This window comes from Haemophilus influenzae (assembly GCF_001457655.1).
Taxonomy (GTDB): Bacteria; Pseudomonadota; Gammaproteobacteria; order Enterobacterales; family Pasteurellaceae; genus Haemophilus; species Haemophilus influenzae.
Genome location: NZ_LN831035.1, coordinates 1,296,728 through 1,315,209, shown reverse-complemented (window position 1 = coordinate 1,315,209; position 18,482 = coordinate 1,296,728). Strand labels below are relative to the sequence as shown.

At 39.1% G+C, this 18,482-nt stretch carries 14 protein-coding genes; 4 read left to right on the top strand and 10 right to left on the bottom strand.

What is annotated here, in order from left to right:
• Positions 1-241: 241 nt before the first annotated feature.
• On the top strand, positions 242-2,884 hold the full coding sequence (gene gyrA / locus AT683_RS06465; protein WP_005689853.1) for a DNA topoisomerase (ATP-hydrolyzing) subunit A: 2,643 nt from the start codon (positions 242-244) through the stop codon (positions 2,882-2,884).
• Between the two features lie 54 nt (positions 2,885-2,938).
• Here gyrA and metX read toward each other — a convergent pair whose 3' ends face one another.
• On the bottom strand, positions 2,939-4,015 hold the full coding sequence (metX, locus tag AT683_RS06460) for a homoserine O-acetyltransferase MetX (protein ID WP_005689855.1): 1,077 nt from the start codon (positions 4,013-4,015) through the stop codon (positions 2,939-2,941).
• A gap of 157 nt (positions 4,016-4,172) precedes the next feature.
• On the opposite strand from metX, the gene AT683_RS06455 reads away from it, so the two are divergent.
• Positions 4,173-4,853 (top strand): SanA/YdcF family protein, encoded by a 681-nt coding sequence (locus tag AT683_RS06455; protein WP_005689857.1) that lies wholly within the window; start codon positions 4,173-4,175, stop codon positions 4,851-4,853.
• Positions 4,854-5,140: 287 nt separating this feature from the next.
• Here AT683_RS06455 and folC read toward each other — a convergent pair whose 3' ends face one another.
• Both folC and accD read right to left on the bottom strand, forming a co-directional pair.
• The gene (gene folC / locus AT683_RS06450) at positions 5,141-6,445 is read right to left on the bottom strand and encodes a bifunctional tetrahydrofolate synthase/dihydrofolate synthase (RefSeq protein WP_038441072.1); all 1,305 of its coding nucleotides are present in this window, start codon (positions 6,443-6,445) and stop codon (positions 5,141-5,143) included.
• A gap of 1 nt (position 6,446) precedes the next feature.
• Positions 6,447-7,337 (bottom strand): acetyl-CoA carboxylase, carboxyltransferase subunit beta, encoded by an 891-nt coding sequence (accD, locus tag AT683_RS06445; RefSeq protein ID WP_005694317.1) that lies wholly within the window; start codon positions 7,335-7,337, stop codon positions 6,447-6,449.
• Positions 7,338-7,530: 193 nt separating this feature from the next.
• On the opposite strand from accD, the gene AT683_RS06440 reads away from it, so the two are divergent.
• On the top strand, positions 7,531-8,922 hold the full coding sequence (locus AT683_RS06440) for a DegQ family serine endoprotease (protein WP_011272698.1): 1,392 nt from the start codon (positions 7,531-7,533) through the stop codon (positions 8,920-8,922).
• Between the two features lie 52 nt (positions 8,923-8,974).
• Here the strand turns inward: AT683_RS06440 and mfd are convergent, their stop codons facing one another.
• From mfd to AT683_RS06410, 7 genes are all read right to left on the bottom strand, one after another.
• Complete coding sequence (mfd, locus tag AT683_RS06435) at positions 8,975-12,415, bottom strand: transcription-repair coupling factor (RefSeq protein ID WP_058222210.1); 3,441 nt, start codon at positions 12,413-12,415, stop codon at positions 8,975-8,977.
• Positions 12,416-12,516: 101 nt separating this feature from the next.
• The gene (locus tag AT683_RS09690) at positions 12,517-12,690 is read right to left on the bottom strand and encodes a DUF5363 domain-containing protein (RefSeq protein ID WP_011272700.1); all 174 of its coding nucleotides are present in this window, start codon (positions 12,688-12,690) and stop codon (positions 12,517-12,519) included.
• Entirely contained in the window at positions 12,687-14,657 is a 1,971-nt protein-coding gene (locus tag AT683_RS06430; protein WP_011961904.1) for a tRNA(Met) cytidine acetyltransferase TmcA, read from the bottom strand. The genes AT683_RS09690 and AT683_RS06430 overlap by 4 nt, the downstream gene beginning before the upstream one ends.
• Positions 14,658-14,661: 4 nt before the next feature.
• Entirely contained in the window at positions 14,662-15,003 is a 342-nt protein-coding gene (locus AT683_RS06425) for a SirB2 family protein (RefSeq protein ID WP_005652996.1), read from the bottom strand.
• 61 nt (positions 15,004-15,064) lie between these two features.
• A complete protein-coding gene (gene ettA, locus AT683_RS06420; protein ID WP_005650218.1) occupies positions 15,065-16,735 on the bottom strand; it encodes an energy-dependent translational throttle protein EttA in 1,671 nt (556 codons plus the stop codon).
• A 162-nt stretch (positions 16,736-16,897) separates the two neighbouring features.
• The gene (locus tag AT683_RS06415; protein ID WP_005650217.1) at positions 16,898-17,221 is read right to left on the bottom strand and encodes a HigA family addiction module antitoxin; all 324 of its coding nucleotides are present in this window, start codon (positions 17,219-17,221) and stop codon (positions 16,898-16,900) included.
• A 10-nt stretch (positions 17,222-17,231) separates the two neighbouring features.
• A complete protein-coding gene (locus AT683_RS06410) occupies positions 17,232-17,537 on the bottom strand; it encodes a type II toxin-antitoxin system RelE/ParE family toxin (RefSeq protein WP_005650215.1) in 306 nt (101 codons plus the stop codon).
• A 324-nt stretch (positions 17,538-17,861) separates the two neighbouring features.
• Between AT683_RS06410 and zevA the strand changes: the two genes are divergently transcribed.
• Positions 17,862-18,482 carry a zinc transporter binding subunit ZevA gene (gene zevA, locus AT683_RS06405; protein ID WP_005694310.1) on the top strand — a complete coding sequence of 207 codons (621 nt, stop codon included), beginning with the start codon at positions 17,862-17,864 and terminating at the stop codon, positions 18,480-18,482.

Sequence of the window (18,482 nt, the reverse complement as noted above, 5' to 3'; positions counted from 1 at the left end):
TGAATTTGTAGGAAATTTTCGTCTGTTTGAGCGCAGCGAGTTTAGAAAATTTCCGTGAAACAAATTCAATGGAACAAAGGGAATAAGGAAAAGCAGGGTTGCCTTTCTTTTTGCCTACTTTTTCTTTGGCAAAGCAAAGAAAAAGTAAGTCGCCATCAGGCGAAATCCTGATATCAAAAACCACATATCCACAATTTTATGCTATAATCCGCCACAATTTTTGATCAAAAAAGGAATACCAATGACGGATTCAATCCAATCATCTATCACCCCTGTCAATATCGAAGAAGAACTTAAATCTTCCTACCTTGACTACGCGATGTCGGTTATCGTTGGGCGTGCATTACCTGACGTTCGAGATGGTTTAAAACCAGTTCACCGCCGCGTACTGTTCTCAATGGATCGCGAAGGCAATACCGCCAATAAAAAATACGTAAAATCAGCGCGTGTTGTGGGTGATGTAATCGGTAAATATCACCCGCATGGTGACTCAGCCGTGTACGATACCATCGTTCGTATGGCACAACCATTCTCACTTCGCTATATGTTGGTTGATGGGCAAGGTAACTTTGGTTCAATTGATGGTGATGCGCCAGCTGCAATGCGTTATACCGAAGTGCGTATGCAAAAAATTACGCAAGCATTGCTCACTGATTTGGATAAAGAAACCGTCAATTTCTCGCCAAACTATGATGGCGAATTAATGATCCCAGATGTATTGCCAACTCGTATTCCAGCACTTTTAGCAAATGGTTCTTCTGGTATTGCGGTGGGGATGGCAACTAACATTCCCCCTCACAACTTAAACGAAGTATTAAATGGTTGTTTGGCTTATATTGACAACAATGAAATTACCATTGATGAATTAATGCAACATATTCCGGGCCCAGACTTTCCAACCGCTGCATTAATTAATGGTCGTAAAGGGATTGAAGAAGCCTATCGCACTGGTCGTGGTAAAGTTTATGTTCGTGCTCGTGCAACCGTAGAAACCAACGAAAAAGGACGCGAGCAAATTATCGTGTCTGAATTGCCATACCAAGTAAATAAAGCAAAATTAGTCGAGAAAATTGCCGAATTAATTCGCGAGAAAAAAATCGAAGGCATCAGCAATATTACTGACCTTTCAAACAAAGAAGGGATCCGTATTGAAATTGATATTAAACGTGATGCAGTGGGGGAAGTGGTATTAAACCATCTTTACTCACTCACTCAAATGCAAGTGACCTTTGGTATCAATATGGTGGCATTGGATCACGGTCAGCCACGTTTATTTAATCTTAAAGAAATCATTGAATCCTTCGTTTTACACCGCCGTGAAGTGGTGACACGTCGTTCTATCTTTGAGCTTCGCAAAGCACGTGAACGTACGCACATTTTGGAAGGTTTAGCGGTTGCTCGTTCTAATATCGATGAAATGATTGCAATTATTCGCAACTCTAAAAACCGTGAAGAGGCCGCAACAGCAATCAGTTCACGTTCTTGGACATTACATAGCGATATTATTAATCTTCTTGATGTTTCCGCTCGTCCTGATGAGTTAGAAGAAAATCTTGGTATTCAAGGTGAACAGTATTACTTATCGCCAGCGCAAGTAAACGCAATTCTAGAACTTCGCTTACACCGTTTAACGGGCATTGCGTTTGAAGAAGTTATAAAAGAATATGAAGAATTATTAGTTAAAATTGCGGATCTTCTTCATATTTTAAGTAGCGCAGAACGTTTAATGGAAGTGATTCGTGAAGAATTAGAAGAAGTGAAAGCACAATTTGGCGATGATCGTTTAACTGAAATTACCGCTGCTTCTGGCGATATTGATTTAGAAGATTTAATCGCACAAGAAGACGTGGTTGTGACGCTTTCTCACGAAGGTTATGTGAAATACCAACCACTGACTGACTATGAAGCACAACGCCGTGGCGGTAAAGGCAAATCTGCAACGAAGATGAAAGAAGAAGATTTCATCGAAAAATTACTGGTGGCAAATACTCACGATACCATCCTCTGCTTCTCTAGCCGTGGTCGTTTATATTGGTTGAAAGTATATCAACTTCCACAAGCAAGCCGTGGTGCACGCGGTCGTCCAATTGTGAATATTCTTCCGTTACAAGAAAACGAACGTATTACTGCAATCTTGCCAGTTTCTGCTTACGAAGAAGATAAATTCGTAGTCATGGCAACTGCTGGCGGTATTGTGAAGAAAATCGCCTTAACCGAATTTAGCCGTCCACGTTCAAACGGTATCATCGCATTGAATTTACGTGACGAAGATGAATTAATCGGCGTGGATATTACTGATGGCAGCAACGAAATTATGTTGTTCTCATCGCAAGGTCGCGTGGTGCGTTTTGCTGAAAATGCCGTGCGTGCAATGGGGCGTTTAGCAACAGGTGTTCGCGGTATCAAACTGGCTTTAACAAACGATATTTCTGACGATGAAAGTGCGGTAGAAATTGAAGATATTTCTGATGACAACGCTGAAGCATCATTAGACTTAAATATCGATAAAGTGGTTTCTCTCGTTGTGCCAAAAGGTGAAGGGGAAATTTTAACAGCAACACAAAACGGCTACGGAAAACGCACACAATTAAGTGAATACCCAACTAAATCACGTAATACAAAAGGTGTGATTTCGATTAAAGTGAGTGAACGCAATGGTAAAGTCGTTGCTGCAACTCAAGTAGAAGAAACAGACCAAATTATGTTGATCACTGATGCAGGAACGCTTGTTCGCACACGCGTAAGCGAAGTGAGCATTGTAGGGCGTAACACGCAAGGTGTTCGCTTAATTCGTACTGCCGATGATGAACACGTAGTAAGTTTAGAACGTGTTTGTGATGCAGATGAAGAAGATTCTTTGGAAGAAAGCAGTTCTGAAGAATAACTGGTTATAAAAGAAGAAGTGCGGTGAAATTTCACCGCACTTTTTTATGACTAATTAATTACCTGCCAAACCATCTCGAATTCGTTTTTCAAACTGATCATAATCCACTAAAAACGCATCGTGTCCGTAATCTGATGGGAATTCATAAAAATGTAGATCGACTCCACTTTGCTCTAAAAGCTGTTTACTTTTATAAAGATCAATGGGTTTAAAAAGTTGATCCGTTGTCACAGAAACCAACGTATAGCGTGCTTTAATACGTGATAATGCCTCTTTGACATTCTCATACCCCAAACTTGGATCATACATATCCAACGCACGTAACAAATGCAAATAACTATTGGCATCAAAACGTTCTAAGAATTTTTTGCCTTGGTAAGAAAGATAGGATTCCACTTGAAAGTAATCGCCCCAAAAGCTGCCATCTGATTTTGTAGCACGCCCAAAGGCTTTGGCTAGTTGTAAATCGGTGCGGTAAGTCAGCATACCTAGCATACGCGCAATAGATAACCCTTGATCTGGCGGTGTCCCCTCATAATAATCGCCGCCGTTAAAATTGGGATCATTAATTACCGCTTGACGCATAACATGGTTAAAGCCTATGGCTTCAGCACTAAAATAAATGGATGAGCAAAGATTCACGATATTATCCATAAAATCAGGATAATCAATCGCCCATTGATTCGCTTGCATACCGCCAAAAGATCCACCAATAATGGCTTTTAAATGGCTAATACCAAGATGTTCAAGCAAGGCTTTTTGTACTTTAACAATATCTTGCACAACAATATTAGGAAATTGGCTGCCATAAGGTTTACCCGTTTGCGGATTAATTGATGAAGGCCCAGTTGTTCCCTTACACCCACCTAATACGTTCGAGCTAATAAAAAAATAACGATCCGTATCCAATGCTAAACCTGCTCCCATAAAATTCTGCCACCAGCCATCTCGACCATCATCGAAATAAGGCTCAGCATCGCCAGTCAAAGCATGGCAAATTAATACCGCATTATTTTTTTCGGCATTGAGTGTGCCATAAGTTTGATACGCGACATTAATATGGGAAAGTTTGCCGCCAAGCATCAGAGTTAAAGGCTGTGTGTCAAAAAGCACTACATTTTGCACAGACATTGAAAACCTATCGTAATAATCAGAATGGCGTTTAAACTATCAGTAAGTCGATTAGCTTGTCAAGAAATTTTAGCCGTCTAAACGGCTAAATTATCGCACATCAATGCGATTCACAAAATCCATCAAATTCTCCTTGAAGTGCGGTCGATTTTTCATTATGTTTACCGCTATGCTAGTAAAAAAATTATCTCCAAAATTCACCGTACTTTTTCGCGCACTACTCTACGCAATCTTTGCATTGATTATACTTTGCTTGCTAGTGGATCGAGGCGTCAGTTTTTATGTTCGCGATAAAATATTCACAAATATTGATGAACTCCCCTTTCGCCCCTGCGCCCTTGTGCTTGGCACATCAAAATACACCGTCAGCGGAAAACCGAACGTTTATTACGATAGTCGCTTAATGGCAGCTAAAAGCCTAATCGAACAACAAAAAGTGAATTATCTTTTATTAAGTGGTGACAACCGAACTTTGCAATATAACGAACCAAGAGCAATGTTTCGCGATTTACGCAAAATGGGCGTGCCAGAAACTTTAATGTTCCGTGATTTTGCAGGTTTTCGCACCCTAGATTCCGTTATCCGCGCCGATAAAATTTTCCAAGTGAAAACATTTACGATTGTCAGTCAAAAATTTCATTGCGAACGCGCGCTATTAATTGCCCAAGCACATAATATTGATGCCATTTGCTTTGTGGCAAAACAGCCAGAATTACATTTTTCCACACAAATAAGAGAAGTTTTTGCCCGCATAAAAGCGGTTTTTGACTTGATATTAGGTGTTGAGCCTTATTTTTTAGGGGAACCTCAGCCATTGCCAAACAGCACCACATTATAAATATTGTTCTAAATCATATTTCTTCTATTTTTCTAAAATCACACTAATCTAAACTTGTTAAATAAACACAAACTGGTTAAAATCCAACCGATAAGGAAAATACTGTTTTATGCTAAAGGGTTTACTTTAATTGTCGTTGAACTCACAATTGATATAAAAGATAAAACAGAGAAAAAAATAGTCACAAAGGTTACCAAGGCACCGTGGGTGTGAAATATTCTTGGAAATAATATTCCAAAAAATAAGGGCTGATTTTAAATATCAGCCCTTTGCTTTGATGGTACATTTTATTCCACCACAGCCCAAAATTCAGCAACGGTGTGGAAAGATCCAAAGACTAAAACCACATCATTTTTTACCGCACTTTTGAGTGCTGTACACACACCATCCATAACAGAATTATCTGATGTAGCTTGAATATTTGGGAAATGACTTTTCAATTTCTCTGCTAATTCATCGCCTGACTGCCCGCGATAGCCGCCTAAAGTTACACAATGCCATTCATCAATAATAGGTGTTAAATGCTCAAATACCCCATTTGCATCTTTGTCTTTGAGCATCCCACACACGGCAATCATTTTACCCTCGATGCTACGTTTAAGTGCGGTCAATTTTTCAGATAAATATTTTGCAGCGTGAGGATTATGCCCTACATCAACGATAATTGTTGGCAAGGTTTCAACTGGTACGCCAAGATAATCCGCTAATTTTTCACGTTTATCTGTTTTTATAGCTTGAAAACGACCAACCAGTTCTACCTCTTGCAAAGATTTTCGCAAAGTCTGTTCTGAAATATCAAAAGGTAAATATTGAACGGCAGCCAGAGCCGTTGCGGCATTCGCCAATGGAATCTGACAAAACGGCAAATTTTCTAACCGCACTTTTTTATTTTGCCATTGCCAATTTTCAGCATTTTGCTCAAATAACCAATCCACATCACGACGAGCAACTTGGCAATGTAATTTTTCGGCCTGATCTAACATTGTTTGCGGCACATTAGGTTCACCAATCACGACAGGGCAATTTTCGCGGAAAATTCCTGCTTTTTCAAAAGCAATGGCCTCTCTGGTATCCCCAAGAAAATCGGTGTGATCAATATCGATGCTAGTAATCACAGCAAGATGGCTATCCACAATATTGGTCGCATCTAAACGGCCGCCCAAACCCACTTCTAAAATCACCACATCTAATTTTGCTTGCTTAAATAAATGCAATGCAGAAAGGGTGCTAAATTCAAAATAAGTCAGCGATTCTGTTTTGTTTTCATCAATAAAAGCAAAAGAGGCGGTATGTGCTTCATCGGGTAAATCTTGATTTTGAATGCGTACTCGCTCGTTATAACGCAATAAATGGGGCGAAGAATACACGCCTACACGTAATCCGTGATTAAGCAGAATCGTTTCTAACAAGCGACAAGTCGTGCCTTTACCATTCGTCCCCCCCACAGTTATCACATAAGGGGCGGGATGAAGTAAATCCAATTTTTCTGCCACGGATTGAATACGATCTAAACCGAGATCAATAGGTTTAAAATGGCTTTTTTCTAAATAAGAAAGCCACTCAGCGAGTGGCGAAGTGGCTTTAAGTTGCATATTATTCATCTTCTGAAATGAGTTCAGGTTCTACAAAAGGAGAAGGTTGATTCGTTAATTTACTCAGTACACTTGCTAAAGTTTGACGCATTTCTGAACGTTTCACGATCATATCAATTGCCCCTTTCTCAAGTAGAAACTCACTACGTTGGAAACCTTCTGGCAATTTTTCACGCACAGTTTGTTCAATAACGCGTGGCCCTGCAAAACCAATTAAGGCTTTTGGCTCGGCAATATTTAAATCCCCTAACATCGCAAAACTGGCTGATACGCCGCCTAAAGTCGGATCCGTTAATACTGAAATAAATGGCACACCCTTTTCACGCATTTGAGCAAGTACGGCACTGGTTTTTGCCATTTGCATTAAAGAGAATAATGCTTCCTGCATACGAGCACCACCACTCGCAGAGAAACATACAAACGGACAATTCATTTCCATCGCTTTTTCAGCCGCTTTAACAAATTTTGCACCAACTACAGAACCCATTGAACCGCCCATAAAAGCAAAGTTCGATGCAGCCACAACGATTGGCATATTATAAAGTGTACCTGTCATAGTAATTAGCGCATCTTTCTCGCCCGTTTCTTTTTGCGCCGCATTGATACGATCTTTATATTTCTTTAAATCTTTGAATTTTAAAATATCTTTTGGTTCTAAATCTGCCGCAATTTCTTGGCTTGAATCTTCGTCCAATAAATTTAATAAACGCTCACGAGCATCAATACGCATATGATGACCACATTTCGGGCAAACATACAGATTACGTTTGAGTTCTTCACTATAAAGTACTTGTTCACAAGCAGTACATTTTGTCCACACGCCTTCTGGCACATTGGCTTTTCGAGTGGAAGAAGAAGGACTTTTACTAAAAATTCGGTTAATCCAGCTCATTTTTTGACCTTTTTATTGACTAGAAAATTGCGCGTATTAGAACATAAATTTATAGAATTTGCTACTTGTAAGACCGTTTTTGTACTGCTCCGATTTCCTTTTAAACAAGATAATTTGCTCTCCTCTTATTGAACATTTTTTTTATTTTTTTGTCTTACAGACCACGTTATCTGAAATTTATTTTGGAGTATTTATGAAAAAAACACGTTTTGTATTAAATAGTATTGCACTTGGATTAAGTGTATTAAGCACATCATTTGTTGCTCAAGCCACTTTGCCAAGTTTTGTTTCGGAACAAAACAGTCTTGCACCGATGTTAGAAAAAGTACAACCTGCCGTTGTCACTCTTTCCGTTGAAGGAAAAGCTAAAGTAGATTCTCGTTCTCCTTTCCTAGACGATATTCCTGAAGAATTTAAATTCTTCTTTGGCGATCGTTTTGCCGAACAATTTGGTGGACGTGGAGAGTCAAAGCGTAACTTCCGTGGTTTAGGTTCTGGTGTCATTATTAATGCAAGCAAAGGCTATGTTTTAACCAATAATCATGTTATTGATGGAGCTGATAAAATTACCGTGCAATTACAAGATGGGCGTGAATTTAAAGCAAAATTAGTGGGTAAAGATGAACAATCAGATATTGCATTAGTACAGCTTGAAAAACCAAGTAATTTAACAGAAATCAAATTTGCTGATTCCGACAAATTACGCGTAGGCGATTTCACTGTTGCAATCGGTAATCCATTTGGTTTAGGTCAAACTGTGACATCAGGTATTGTTTCTGCATTGGGTCGTTCAACAGGTTCTGACAGTGGCACTTATGAAAACTATATTCAAACCGATGCAGCAGTAAACCGCGGTAATTCGGGTGGTGCATTAGTCAATCTAAATGGCGAACTTATTGGAATTAATACCGCAATTATTTCTCCAAGCGGTGGCAATGCAGGAATTGCCTTTGCGATTCCAAGTAATCAAGCAAGCAATTTAGTGCAACAAATTTTAGAATTTGGTCAAGTGCGTCGCGGATTGCTTGGTATTAAAGGGGGCGAACTCAATGCTGATTTAGCCAAAGCCTTTAATGTAAGCGCGCAACAAGGCGCATTTGTAAGTGAAGTTTTACCGAAATCTGCTGCTGAAAAAGCAGGACTTAAAGCGGGCGATATTATCACGGCGATGAACGGTCAAAAAATCTCAAGTTTCGCTGAAATTCGTGCAAAAATCGCAACCACTGGTGCAGGCAAAGAGATTAGCTTGACTTACTTACGTGATGGCAAATCCCACGACGTTAAAATGAAATTACAAGCGGATGATGGTAGCCAACTTTCCTCAAAAACTGAGTTGCCTGCATTAGATGGTGCAACATTGAAAGACTACGATGCTAAAGGCGTTAAAGGAATTAAAATCACAAAAATTCAACCTAATTCGCTGGCTGCACAACGTGGTTTAAAATCGGGCGATATTATTATTGGTATTAATCGTCAAATGATCGAAAACATTCGTGAATTAAATAAAGTGCTTGAAACTGAACCGTCAGCAGTTGCACTTAATATTTTACGAGGTGACAGTAATTTCTATTTATTAGTGCAATAATCTGCTTGATATATTTAAGAAAAAAGTCCGATCACAATGATCGGGCTTCTTTTTATGCAGCAATCGTTCTTAACAAATCCACCACAAATTCTAACCGCACTTTGTTATCGGATAGATCTTTCATAAACTTAAATTTTAATGGGCCATCAAATCGATACACAATAGGTTCTTTTTGAATTAATTGAATAAATTTATCTGGATTCACTTGTGCTTTTGCTGAAAACTCAATAAAACCGCCTTGTGTTCCAGCATCAATTCGCACAACGTTCAACGGCTCAACCAATAAACGCAACTCTGTAATTTGTAATAAATTTTTCGTTGCATCAGGCAATAATCCAAATCTGTCAATCAACTCAACTTTTAATTCATCTAATTCTGCTTTACTCTCTGCTGCAGCAATGCGTTTATAAAAGGATAAACGCATATTCACGTCTCCTAGATAATCATCAGGCAGTAAAGCAGGCACACGCAATTCAATATCCGCTTGTTGTTGCGTCAATTCTTCTAATGATGGTTCACGCCCTTCTTTTAACGCTTTAACCGCTGCATCCAATAATTCCATATAAAGCGAAAAACCGATGCTTTCAATTTGTCCACTTTGTTCGTTTCCAAGTAATTCGCCAGCACCACGAATCTCTAAATCGTGGGTTGCCAAGATAAAACCAGCCCCAAGATTATCAAGATTTTCCAACGCATCTAGACGGCGTTCAGCATCTTTTGTCATCATTTTAGGTGGGGGCGTAAGCAAATAAGCATAAGCCTGATGATGTGAACGCCCGACTCGTCCACGTAATTGATGCAACTGAGCCAAACCAAAATGATCCGCTCGTTCAATAATAATGGTATTTGCCGTTGGTACATCAATACCCGTTTCGATAATGGTTGAACAAACTAAGACGTTATAACGCTGATGATAAAAATCACTCATCACACGTTCTAACTCACGTTCTCTCATTTGTCCGTGCCCCACAATTACTCGCGCCTCTGGCACAAGCGTGGTCAGTTTTTCTGCTGTATTTTCAATGCTTGCGACATCATTGTGGAGATAATAAACCTGCCCACCTCGGAGAATTTCACGCAAAATCGCTTCTCGTACAACAAGATCGTCATTCTGACGGACGAAGGTTTTAATACTTAATCGGCGAGCAGGAGGTGTGGAAATAATGGAAAGATCACGAATGCCATTCATCGCCATATTAAGCGTTCGAGGAATTGGCGTTGCCGTTAGCGTAAGAATATCGATATTCGCACGAAGCTGTTTGATTTTCTCTTTTTGCCCTACACCAAAACGATGTTCTTCATCAATAATCAACAATCCAAGATCGTTAAATTTTACATCTGATTGAATTAATTTATGGGTACCAATTAATATATCGACTTTTCCTTCTGCAAGGTTTTCCAGAATTTGTTTTTGTTCTTTTGCAGTTTTGAAACGCGATAACACTTCGACATTCACAGGCAAATTCGCAAAACGATCTTTAAAATTCTCATAATGCTGTTGGGCTAACAGTGTGGTTGGCACTAGCACTGCTACTTGCTTATGATTCATCACAGCCAAAAAGGCAGCGCGCATTGCCACTTCAGTTTTACCAAAACCCACATCACCACAAACAAGGCGATCCATTGCCTTAGGCTGACACATATCCGAAATTACCGCATTAATTGCCATTTCCTGATCGTAGGTTTCTTCAAAAGGAAAGGTTGCGGAAAATTGTTGAAATTCTTCACGATCATATTTAAAGGCAAAGCCTTTCTTCGCTTCACGTTGTGCGTAAACATCTAATAACTCTGCCGCCACATCACGAATTTTCTCCGCAGCTTTTTGGCGTGATTTCGCCCAAGCCTCGTTCCCTAATTTATGTAATGGCGCACTTTCATCAGAGCCACCAACATAACGGCTAATCAAATGTAATGAAGTCACTGGCACATAAAGTTTCGATTCATTTGCATAATTTAGTAGCAAATATTCGGCTTTAATGCCGCCTGTATCTAAGGTGACCAAACCGCCATAACGTCCCACACCGTGATCAAGATGCACAACTGGTTGCCCTATTTTCAGTTCGGCAAGATTTCGTACAAGCGTATCAGGATTAATTGTTTTACGTTTGTCTCTAGAACGTTGTTGAATGCGCTCGCCAAGTAAATTAGCTTCGCCAATAATCGCAACAGGAAGCGATTGTTCAATTATAAAACCTTGTTCAAGAGAGCTGACTAACAAGCTAAATTTTTCATTTTCAATCTGTTCTAAAGATTGAATTTGTTTTGGCTTGAGTTTTAACGGTGAAAGCAAATCAAGCAAAGTCTCTCGGCGACCTTCCGTCTCCACAGAAAACAGTACATTTCCTTTAAAATGCTCAATAAATTGACGTAATTGTCCCAATGGTTCTTTTTGCTGGGATTGAATAGTCACTTCTGGTAGAGCGGCAACAGGTAAATTTTTCTGGCGTACCGATGACCGCACTTTTTCCGCTTTAAATGTAATACGTGGATAAGATTTCAATCGGCGATTGACTTCATCTACATTAAGCCATAATTTTTCAGGCGATAAAAGCGGACGCATCGGATCCACTTTACGTTGTTCATAACGCTGTTTGGCATCTTGATAAAAACGCTCGCCTTGCGTTTGATTATTTTCCATATCTACAAACAGCGTTTGCTCCGGCAAATAATCAAATAAAGTTGCCATTTCAGCAAAGAAAAGTGGCTGCCAATATTCAATGCCAGAAATCAAGGTACCTTTACTGATTTGCTGATAAATATGTTCGGGATCTCGGCGAATCTCCCCAAAAGTTTCACGAAATTGCACACGGAAAAATTCAATCCCTTTGTCGTCCGTTGGAAATTCGTGAGCTGGCAAAAGATTAATTGAGTTAATTTCATCAAGAGTGCGTTGCGTATCCACATCAAAAGTGCGAATAGAATCAATTTCATCATCAAAAAAATCAAGGCGAAAAGGCACCGCACTTCCCATTGGGAAAAGATCCAACAAGGAACCACGAACTGCGTACTCGCCGTGTTCTAATACTTGCTCCACAGCTCGATAGCCCGCTGCTTCTAATTGTAAGCACATTTTATCGATGACCAAACGATCGCCTTTTTTAATCAGAAGCACATTGTGTTGTAAATATTGTGGCGGGCAAAGGCGTTGCATTAATGTCGAAATCGGCAATAAGAAAATGCCTTTTTTCGCATTTTGTAAATGGAAAAGCGCACTTAAACGAGAGGAAATAATTTCTTGATGGGGAGAAAAAGTATCGTAAGGTAAGGTTTCCCAATCAGGGAAAAGGCATACATTTTGACTGCTTAATTCCGATAAAACACGTGATAAACGCACCGCACTTCGTGTATCTGGAGTCACCACTACGGTTAAATTTTGGTTTTGCTCTGCAATTTCACTAATCGCCAATGCATCAGCGCCTGGTAATACATTGCCTAAAATTTTGTGATCATTGGGTTGGGTTGGAATATCAGGTTGGAAAAAAGCCGTTTTCATAAATATAAATAATGCGTCAATCTTGTGTAAAATTGAGGCATAGTGTACTGGAATTTGCTCTATCTTTCAATAAGTTCACTGTTTAAAAAAACAGTTAATATTTATTTCTTTAAAGAAGATTCTTTTGTCTTCAAATTACCATTTTCATCTTCTGTTGCTGACATAGGCACGCAGCTACAATTCGGTTGATCTAAACCCCATTCTTTAATGAAGTTGTCATATTTTTCAAGTGCGCGTTTAAACCAGCCTTTTGGTTTTGCGGTTTGTTCTGTCATAAAGTTCCTCGCTCTAAATATTGTTTAATTTCTAAACGCAAACATTCTACGCCTTTTTTCTTGTTAATAGGAAGTTGTTTTTTTGTTAAATAAGCGGAAATTAATGGGAAATTTTCTTTGCCCGCTAATTTTAATAAACGCCTCATCGCAGGAACGCTCGAAAATAAAGTGCGGTGAAAATTAGCGAAGTTTTTTAAGCTCATCCAATCAAAATCATCAAGCTGCCAATCAAGCTGATTTTGCTCAAAATTTATGGCAAACGGATGAAAAGATAAAGGGAGATTACGCTGAAATTGTTTGTACGCAGTATCAACTAAAGCCAAGCCTTCTTTGGAAAGTCCTTTAAGGGCAATCGCTGAATAACAACCACTACTCGCTTCTTGATGCTCGCCTAAATGCACCAAAACAAAACCGCACTTTTGCCAAAATTTTGCCAGTTCGTCGGTGTAGCCAAAACTCACTGAAAGAAAATCCACATCGGCATTTTCCATGGCTTGCATCAAATTTTGCCCAATGCCCTTTTGCTGCCAATTTGGCTGAACCGCTATACGAGAAATACGTAAAGATCGTAATTTACAGGCTTGAGGCAAGTTTTCATAGAAACATAACGCCTGTGGAACAAGATTCCCTTTCGGGCGGCGTTTGCCTTGTTGAATTTGAATAATCAACTCATCATCAGCCATATTTCCTTCTTCTAATGCCCAAATTGCACCGAGCAAATTCTGTTGATATTCGGCAAAATAAAAACGTTGATTTTCTCCATCAAGTAAACGGCGAAGATCGAGTGGCGATGTTCGATAATGCGCCAATGTCATTAAGCCATAAAAATCTCGAAATAAAAATTGACGATTATATTTTCCTTTACTACCCTTACTTGTGAGGGGAGCTTCCAAAGCTTGAGGGAGGCTGGCTATATCTAAATCCCCCTTCCGCCCTTCGGGCACCTTCCCCCGCAAGCAGGGGAAGGAAAGATTTTTAGCGTTTTCCTCTATGTTATAAGTAATATTGTTATAGTCAAAGTGCTGAAAATCATCTTCGGCATTTAGCAACAAAAGATCATCAATAAAATGTTCTAACGGGTCATTTTCTTGCCAACGTAGGGGCTGTTTAAGCTCAAAATGCTGAAAAGTGCGGTGAATTTTCCGTTTAAATTTTAATTCGAAACCACGCCCCGTACCTTCATAGCTATGAATTGTTGTGCTGAAGACAATATGTTGAAAATATTGAGAATATTCTTGCAATAACGGCAATGGGATTACCGCCGCTTCATCTACCAGCAACCAAGCTGATTGACTGAATTCTGGTTCATGTTGTAACCGAATAGCCAGTTCATCAGGCGCGATAAATTCTATCTCTCGTTCTGAAAATTCAATAACGGAATGCACCGCACTTTTATTCGGTGCGGTGAGATAAACTGGTGCTTGAATTTGGTTAGCAAGCATACCCAATAATGCGGATTTTCCTCTTCCCCGCTTGGAGGTTAGAAAATAAATATCCTGCTCGGCTTGTAAAATAGTCTCGATAATTTGTTGTTGCGCTAACGTAGCATTTTTGTGATGTTCGTTAGAATAAAAAACCGTAGGAAATTCAACCGCACTTTCCTCTCTTAAAATGGGGAAATGATAACGTTCAATGCACTGTTTGAAATGATCAATAAAATTAGGCGTGGCGATTGCTGACTGATTTCCATTCCAACGTAAACTATCTTGATCAGGCTGCTGAGATAAATTTTCCCAATCAGATAACACTAAACAAAGTGTGCCGCCCATTTTCAGTGTTCCAGCTGCAATAGCCAGCGCTTCAAGATGAATGCCATTTCGCGCATCAAATAAGATATGTTCAAATTCTTGTCCAAGCAAATTCGTTGCTTTAGAAAAAGCAATGCCACTTTCGCCGATAATTAATACGTTATCAGGCACAAGCGGCAAAGTTTTGCAGATTAAAATTTGAAGCTGGCGAGATGACATCGTTTTATTTTAAATAGGCAATTAACATCGCACCAATAAAACTTACGCAAGCAAGCCAAAAGAAAATGCTTTTGGGTTGAGAAACTTTTTTACTGAAAAATTTTGCAGCAAACACAATATACAAAATCAGTAATGCGAATTTAGCCACTAACCACCATTCAATACCAAAAGCAAAGAGGTATAAAATGACGACGCCAGACACAATCAGCAAGGTATCTGATAAGTGCGGTAAAATTTTTAATAATTTTATCGAACGCCAATTTTTACCATTAAGCTGCATTGCACCACGAATTACTAACAATGCCAAACTTAAAAAGGCGAAAAAAATATGTAAATCAACTAACATAATCACTCCCAAAAAAGTAAGAAAAGTGCGGTCAAAATCCACCGCACTTTCTCAATCTAAATTACTTCGCAATACGTTTATATTTAATACGATGTGGCTGAGTGGCTGCATCGCCTAAGGTTTTCTTTTTCCACTCTTCGTAGTCTGAGAAGTTACCTTCATAGAACGTGACTTTACCTTCATCGCCGTAGTCTAAAATATGCGTTGCGATACGGTCTAAGAACCAACGGTCGTGCGAAATAACCATTGCACAGCCTGGGAATTCTAAGATCGCATTTTCTAAGGCACGCAAGGTTTCAACATCTAAGTCATTGGTTGGTTCGTCCAGTAATAGCACGTTACCACCACGTTGTAGAAGTTTCGCTAAGTGTAAACGACCACGTTCACCGCCCGATAATTCCCCCACACGTTTTTGTTGATCTACACCTTTGAAGTTGAAACGCCCCACATAAGCACGGCTTGGAATTTCAAAGTTGCCGATAGTAAGAATGTCTTGTCCATTAGACACTTCTTCCCACACAGTTTTCTTGTCATCCATTGAGTCACGGAACTGATCTACCGAAGCAAGCACAACGGTTTCGCCCATTGTCACAGAACCTGAATCTGGTTGTTCTTGACCTGACAACATACGGAATAAGGTTGATTTACCTGCACCGTTCGCTCCGATAATCCCAACAATTGCCCCTTTTGGAATACTGAATGATAAATCATCAATTAAAGTGCGGTCGCCATAAGACTTGGTTAAGTTTTGCACTTCAATCACTTTATCGCCTAAGCGTGGGCCAGGTGGAATAAAGAGTTCGTTCGTCTCGTTTCGTTTTTGATATTCGCCAGAGTTCAATTCATCAAAACGAGCCATACGTGCTTTGCTTTTCGCTTGGCGACCTTTTGGATTTTGACGAACCCATTCTAACTCTTTCGCAATGGATTTTTGACGTGCGTTTTCAGTTGCTTGTTCTTGTTCTAAACGTTTCTCTTTTTGCTCTAACCAAGAAGAATAGTTGCCTTCCCAAGGAATGCCCTCGCCACGGTCAAGCTCTAAGATCCAACCAGCCACATTATCTAAGAAATAACGGTCGTGAGTGATTGCTACCACTGTACCCTCGTAGTCGTGTAAGAATCGCTCTAACCACGCCACAGATTCCGCATCTAAGTGGTTAGTTGGTTCATCTAACAACAACATATCTGGTTTTTCGAGTAATAAGCGGCAAAGTGCCACTCGGCGACGCTCACCACCAGATAAATGTTCAATTTTGGCATCCCAATCAGGTAAACGTAACGCATCTGCCGCACGCTCTAATTGGTTATCTAAATTATGCCCATCATGCGCTTGAATGATAGCTTCAAGATTGGCTTGTTCTGCCGCTAATTTATCAAAATCTGCATCAGGATCCGCATAAAGCGCATACACTTCATCTAAACGAGTCAGTGCATTTTTCACTTCAGAAACCGCTTCTTCCACTGCTTCACGCACGGTTTGTTGTGGCTCGAGTTTTGGCTCTTGCGGAAGATACCCAATTTTAATACCCGGTTGTGGACGAGCTTCCCCTTCAAACTCTTTATCTACGCCTGCCATAATGCGTAAAAGAGTCGATTTACCCGCACCATTTAAACCTAAAACCCCGATCTTAGCACCAGGGAAAAAGCTTAAAGAAATATCTTTCAAAATATGACGCTTCGGCGGCACTACTTTGCCGACACGATGCATCGTATACACAAATTGAGATGACATTAATAATTCCTCACAAAAAAATTCGCCCTATTCTACTGGAAAATAGGGCGAAAATATAGGAAACAAGTGGACAGATTTTGCAAAAGTTTGGCGAAACCTAACCACTTGTCAATATTTAGAGTGAAGTATTCCCTAAATTAAATAGACACTTTAGGGCTCAAATTACATTGCAAATGTAGAAGTATCATGCCGATGTAGAGCGGGCTTAACATTTGCAAGACTTTGTTGAAAACGTTTATTGTGTTCAAGGTCCCATAAATCAATACGTGTTTGCAGATTAAGCCAAAACTCAGGCGTAGTATCAAATACTTTAGCAAGTTTAACTGCCATTTCTAGCGTAATTCGTGAACTATTATTAACAATATTGCTTGCCGTATTACGATGTACATCTAAAATTTGAGCTAAATCACTAATTTTAAGACTTAAAGGTTCTAAAAACTCTTCTTGTAGAATTTCACCAACAGAGGTGGGTTTTCTCGTCATCATATTATCCTCCTTACAAATTATAAGAATGTGGATCTAAATATAAATTATTTACTTCGTTATTTTCATATTTAAAAATTAAACGATATTGTTTATTCACTCGAATAGAATAAATTTTATTTTCTTTTGGCTCAAGCAACTCCAAATGGTTAGCTGGTGGAGAACGTAAATCGTTGATATTTTCTGAGGCACTTATCATATCTAATTTTCTTGCCAATACTTTATACAAATTAGAAGGAATCTTACTATGAGTATCACCATATTGATAAAACCTATAAAGATAATCATCTCTAAAATGCTCACGCTTTAAATTAAACATCTATTATTCTCTTAGTTATACTCGAGCTGATCATAATAAGAATAAATGCACAATGCAAGAGTGCATCTTTCGACTTAGATAAAAAAAACCACCCGAAACGGGTGGCAGGAAAGTAGTTTAGCTATATTTATCATTATTTTATTTAGGAACTTTATGAATATCAAGCAATCACTTGACGGGAGCTATGTTACTGAATATTGAAAGGCAAGGGAAATGCTATTGAGAGTTTTTTTGATTTACATCAACATTTTTGACAGAAAAATTCGTTTTTGCGTGTAGAATAAACAACTTCAAATTCTAGCGTTCAAAATAATAGGATTTTTTGTGAAAACGTATTCATTATTACTCGGTTTATTCATTAGTTTTGGTGTTTTAGCCCATCCTCACGCATTTATTGATATACAAACCACGCCCATTATAGAAAATAATCAACTCACAGGTTTTTCAATGAAATGGACGTTGGATGAACCAAGTTCGTCTGCAGTTATTTATGATATGAAACAAGCTAGAACTAAAGCGGAAAAACAAAAACTTCTTGATGATGTAATGGGAAATATCGTCAGTGAGCATTATTTCAGCTATCTATATGATGCCCAGAATAATAAAATCAAATATTCCCCTCGCCCAAAAAATTACGGCATTAATGTTCAAGGCTTACAACTGCAATATTATTTTGATGTGCCACTCGCCCATCCGCAAAAGTTAGAAAAAAACACATTTAGCTTACAAACTTACGATCCCACTTATTATGTGGCGATGACTTACGCTTCAAAAAGTGCGGTAGATTTTTCCGCACTTTCGAAAAATTGCCAAGGAAAATTAATTGAACCTAATGTGGATGAAAAAATCCAAGCCTACGCATCTTCACTTGATAAATCCCAAAAGAACGAAGATGATTCCTTAGGCGTAATGTTCGCGCAAAAAATAATAATTCAATGTGAGTAG